This is a genomic window from Steroidobacter sp. (assembly GCF_016790065.1).
Classification (GTDB): Bacteria; Pseudomonadota; Gammaproteobacteria; order Steroidobacterales; family Steroidobacteraceae; genus Steroidobacter.
The window spans coordinates 1-4585 of record NZ_JAEUPY010000094.1 but is presented as its reverse complement, the minus strand read 5'-3'; the positions used below and the strand labels follow the sequence as shown (position 1 = coordinate 4585).

5 protein-coding genes and 1 pseudogene are annotated in these 4585 nt (G+C 60.7%); 4 read left to right on the top strand and 2 right to left on the bottom strand.

Annotated elements, in window-relative coordinates:
* Positions 1 to 59: 59 nt before the first annotated feature.
* Together JNL55_RS37335 and JNL55_RS37330 are read left to right on the top strand one after the other, a co-directional pair.
* Positions 60 to 215, top strand: a pseudogene (locus JNL55_RS37335) (hypothetical protein); the annotation flags it as partial.
* 179 nt (positions 216 to 394) lie between these two features.
* Positions 395 to 700: a hypothetical protein gene (locus JNL55_RS37330; protein WP_415923002.1), complete on the top strand. Its 306-nt coding sequence runs from the start codon at positions 395 to 397 to the stop codon at positions 698 to 700.
* 46 nt (positions 701 to 746) lie between these two features.
* On the opposite strand, the gene JNL55_RS03680 is transcribed toward JNL55_RS37330, so the two are convergent.
* Positions 747 to 1190 (bottom strand): response regulator transcription factor, encoded by a 444-nt coding sequence (locus tag JNL55_RS03680; protein ID WP_293849415.1) that lies wholly within the window; start codon positions 1188 to 1190, stop codon positions 747 to 749.
* Between the two features lie 262 nt (positions 1191 to 1452).
* Positions 1453 to 1875, bottom strand: coding sequence for a hypothetical protein (locus JNL55_RS03675; protein WP_293849412.1), 423 nt, complete (start codon positions 1873 to 1875; stop codon positions 1453 to 1455).
* A 343-nt stretch (positions 1876 to 2218) separates the two neighbouring features.
* Between JNL55_RS03675 and cueR the strand changes: the two genes are divergently transcribed.
* Together cueR and JNL55_RS03665 are read left to right on the top strand one after the other, a co-directional pair.
* Positions 2219 to 2671, top strand: a complete 453-nt coding sequence (gene cueR, locus JNL55_RS03670; RefSeq protein WP_415923001.1) for a Cu(I)-responsive transcriptional regulator — start codon at positions 2219 to 2221, stop codon at positions 2669 to 2671.
* A 14-nt stretch (positions 2672 to 2685) separates the two neighbouring features.
* Positions 2686 to 4585: heavy metal translocating P-type ATPase (locus JNL55_RS03665; protein ID WP_293849407.1), on the top strand; the 1900-nt coding region annotated here is incomplete at its 3' end.

The window sequence follows — 4585 nt, the reverse complement described above, 5'->3', positions numbered from 1 at the left end:
CGGTGAGCATTGGCTCCTTTCAGATACCGCAGCACTTCGCATCGGAATGGATTCATCGGATGGCGGGTCGTTCATCGGGGGGTGAAGCCGTTGTCCGACGCTCCTATTCGATGGCGAATGCGCCGGCTGAAATGAGTGACGAACTTAGGATCAACGTCCGAGCCATGCCACCGTCCGATGATGGTCCCGACGCGCCCTGGGGACGCGGCTCAACCTACCTGTTCTCCCGTCGTGCCGGCGATCGAATTCAGGTGCGAGGCCCCTACGGGCTGTTCTGTGACACCGGCAGCACACGAGAGAAGATCTTCATCGGCGGTGGCGCCGGCATGGCGCCTCTTCGGTCCATCATCGTTGACCTGTTGAGGAACCGCGCGAGTGCTGCGCGTATCAGCTACTGTATGGGGCAAGGACTCGCCGCGAGCTGTTTTATCGACGAGACTTCGAGCAGCTTGCGGGCGAGTTTGGCAACTTTTCATGGCGTGTCGCGCTGTCCGATGTTGCGCGCGAGGACGAGGGGAGCGAAGCACGGGGATATATCCACCAAGTAGTCTACGACGAATATTTGAGTCGCCACTCCGATCCGAGGGAATGTGAGTATTATTTGTGTGGGCCGCCAGCGATGCTAGCAGCTACTAGGGCCATGCTGACGACCCTGGGCGTGCCCGCTGACCGGGTCTTCTTCGATGATTTCGGGATCTGACCGCCTGACGACATCTGAGCGCAGGAACCCGCGGTTCCACACTGCATCAGTGGCGCAGAACTGGCTTTATTGAAGTGGGCAGGAATAGCTCGTCGGTCCTAGACACCCATTTGCAGTGAAACTTGAGCAGGTCGAGCAACTCGTCATTGTTGAACGGCTTTTCCAGAAAGCCGACGGCGCCATTCTTCATGGCTTGTACTGCCATCCGCACATCGCCGTGTCCGGTCATGAAGATCACAGATAACATCGAACCGGAACGAATAAGGTGTTCTTGCACTTCCAATCCGCTCATCCCAGGCATGTGCACATCGAGCAGCACGCAGGATGGCCGATTCGGATCGTATTCGGAGAGAAATTCGGTCGGGCTGGCAAAGGCCACGGTGCTGTAACCAATCGTTCTAAGCAGAGTGGAAAGGGCTCGACGCACGCCCTCGTCGTCGTCTACGACGTATATGACTGGTTTCGGCGGAATGCCCGCTCTCGCGCACATCGCCCTGTCCCCCGTGTGGTCGTAATCGCAGTCGCCCGTGCAGGTTCTACGCCGCGATAACGTGGATGTCCATGGTTCGGCAATCCAATATTTTTGGCACGCAGTAAGTCCCGTCGGGCGAGTCCTCAGAGAAAATCTGGAGTGCGCTCCAGGTCCAGGTTCGATGCGTGCCGCGAGATTTTGTCGGGCAGTTATAGCGAGAGCATGCTCCGCTAGAAGTTGAGCGGCGGGGCCGGCGCTACGATCCCCGGCTTGGAGCGGACTACTTGTTCAATTCAGCCGCGACGCCTTCGGCTTCCTTCGCAGCGTTCTCATAGAGCTGTGCGAGCTGCTCGCAGTGCTTGGCGACGTTCTCGTAGTTCGCCGAGCCCTTGGGCGGCGTGCGGCCATGATAGAGCTTGGCGAGCTTGCGATGTGACTCCGCCTTTGCGCGGAGCTGGGTCGCTTCGCTGTTGAATTCCGTGGCGACTTCTCTATCGCCGCGATGATCCATGTCCGTCTTATGCATGTGCATCGGGGGCTTGCTGTCCTTTTGCTCCTGAGCAGAGCGCGCCGTTCCTCCGAGTAACATTGCACCAGTGGCGAAGGCGATAACGATCCGGCGGTTCATTGATTTTTCTCCATCGTTGAAAGCGTAGAAGACTATTGGCGGGAGATTCTCAACCTGGAAGCGCTGGCTAAGCACGACAGGATCCAGCGTGCGACGATGAGCACTGATCGAGGCGATCCGCTCCCGGGCTGCATATCCACGAGGCGCCTCCTCTATTGTACGGTGGAGGCATTATGCGGACGACCGAAGGCGTTGGGTCTGCGGGGAAGCGCGGGAGCGGGTTCGGATAGCCCTGAGGGGGAGCTTGGGCGGTCGTGACGGAGAATCGCCCACGCCGTGCGTTGCGGCTCAACGGGGAACACAGTCTGCATGCGAGCCGTCACAACGGCGGGGCCAACGCGATGGCGCTTGACCTTGCCATAGTGGCAAGGTTCATCATTCCGCCATGTCAATCACATTCGTAGGCAGTGAGGCCACCATGGGTGCGAGAGCTCCCGTCGAGTTGACTGAGGCCAAAGAGCGCGGTTATCACAGCATCGGCCGTGCCGCCGAGCTTTCGGGCGTTACGCCGAAGATGATTCGGCACTACGAAGCGCTCGAGCTGATTCCCAAAGCGGCTCGAACCGCGGGCGACTACCGGGTCTACACGGGGACAGACATCCATACGCTGCGTTTCATTCGGCGCGCCCGTGATCTTGGTTTCTCCATCGAGGAGATCTCGAATCTGTTGGGCCTATGGCGCAACCAGCGCCGCGCCAGCAAGGAAGTGAAGCGCCTTGCGTCCAAGCACATTGCCGAACTGGACAGCAAGATCGAGGAGCTGACATCGATTCGGACGGCGCTCGCGAAGCTCGCCGCTCACTGCCACGGCGACTCGCGCCCAGAGTGTCCCATTCTAGATGATCTGGGTCGCTTGCCACCTTCGGAATAACTCAGGACACGAGCATGAAACATCATCCTCATTCGCATGCACACACGCACGCGCACGAAACGAACAATAAGCACGTGGACTCCTGCTGCTCGACAAAGCCAGCAAAGCAAGAGCGGTCTCAAAGTGCGTCGCTCGGATCTCACGGCCACTCTCACAAAGAGCACGCCTGCTGCAGCAGCACCAATGCGACGTCCGGAGCCTCGGCCGACGCCGCGACATCAATTGATCCAGTCTGTGGGATGACGGTATCGAATGATTCGCCACACGCTGCGAACCATGCGGGTCAGAGTTACGTGTTTTGCTCCTCCGGTTGCCGCGCAAAGTTTGTAGCTGATCCCAGTCGTTACCTGGACGCGGCGAAGAAGCCGCACGTTCATGCGCCTCAGCCCAGAGCGGCACCCGCTGGTATAGACGTTACGCCAGGAACGATCTACACCTGTCCGATGCATCCGGAAGTGCGGCAAGTGGGTCCCGGCGACTGCCCTATCTGCGGAATGGCGCTTGAGCCGGAGATGCCATCTGAGGAGGAGGACGATACCGAGCTTCGCCGCGTTCGAAGCAAGTTCTGGCTCGCGCTCGCGCTCACGGCGCCGGTCGTGATGATCGCGATGCTGCCGCACATGCTCGATCTGCATCTCTCGAACGCGGTTGCTCAGTGGCTCCGCGGTGTGGAGCTCGTCCTCTCGGCGCCCGTGGTGCTCTGGACAGCTTTGGACTACTACCGCCGGGGCTGGATGGGCGTCGTGAATCGCTCGCCAAACATGTACACGCTGATTGGCTTGGGCGTGGCAGTGGCATTCCTCTACAGCATCGTCGCCACTTTCCTGCCGCAGGCGTTTCCGGGCGAGATGCGCGATGAGCATGGGATGGTGGGTGTTTACTTTGAAGTCGCGGCCGCGATCATTGCTCTGGTGCTGCTCGGGGAGTGGCTGGAGCTGCGGGCGCGAGGACGAACGAGTGCCGCGATCCGTCAGCTATTGGGGCTCGCGCCGAAAACGGCGCGTCGAGTGAACGATGACGGCACCGAGGAGGACGTGCCGCTCGGTCACGTGCACGCTGGCGAGCGGCTGCGAGTTCGTCCGGGCGAGAAGATTCCAGTCGATGGTCGAGTGGACGAAGGGCGATCGAGCGTCGATGAATCCATGCTGACGGGCGAGCCGATGCCCGTCGAGAAATCGCCGGGCGACCGTGTCGCCGGGGCTACGATCAATCAGACCGGCACACTTGTGGTCGTGGCCGAGCGGGTTGGCGCTGACAGCCTACTGTCGCAGATCGTCACGATGGTGGCTCAGGCGCAGCGTTCGCGCGCACCGCTGCAGCGGTTGGCTGATCGCGTCGCTGCATGGTTCGTACCGGCCGTCATCGTCATCGCGGTCGTGACTTTCGTCGCGTGGTGGCTGGTCGGGCCGGAGCCGCGGCTTGCCTACGCGCTCGTCAATGCAGTGGCCGTATTGATCATCGCCTGTCCTTGTGCGCTGGGACTTGCCACGCCTATCTCGATCATGGTCGCAAGCGGTCGCGGCGCGCAGCTTGGCGTGCTCTTCCGAGACGCGCAGGCAATCGAGAACCTGCGCCATGTCGATACGCTGGTGCTCGACAAAACCGGCACGATTACCGTTGGCAAACCGACGTTTGATCGCACCATTGCCGTGAATGGCTACAGCGAAGTGCAGGTTCTGAGCTGGGCGGCGGGACTGGATCGCACCAGCGAGCATCCCCTGGCGCGCGCGGTAGTAGCCGGTGCTGAAGCGCGTGCTGCGAAGCCGGCGACCGTCGACAACTTCGAGTCAATCACAGGGCAGGGGGTGCGCGGCCAATCGGAAGGGCATTCGTTGGCACTCGGCAATACAGCGTTGATGCGAGCCCACGGTGTTTCGGTTGACCCAATTGCCACCCAGGTCGACGAGCTGCGGC

Bases quoted from the DNA above. Each gene is read 5' to 3' on its own strand.
- JNL55_RS03680 (WP_293849415.1), bottom strand. From the start codon at position 1,190: ATGTGCGCGAGAGCGGGCATTCCGCCGAAACCAGTCATATACGTCGTA.
- cueR (WP_415923001.1), top strand. From the start codon at position 2,219: ATGGGTGCGAGAGCTCCCGTCGAGTTGACTGAGGCCAAAGAGCGCGGT.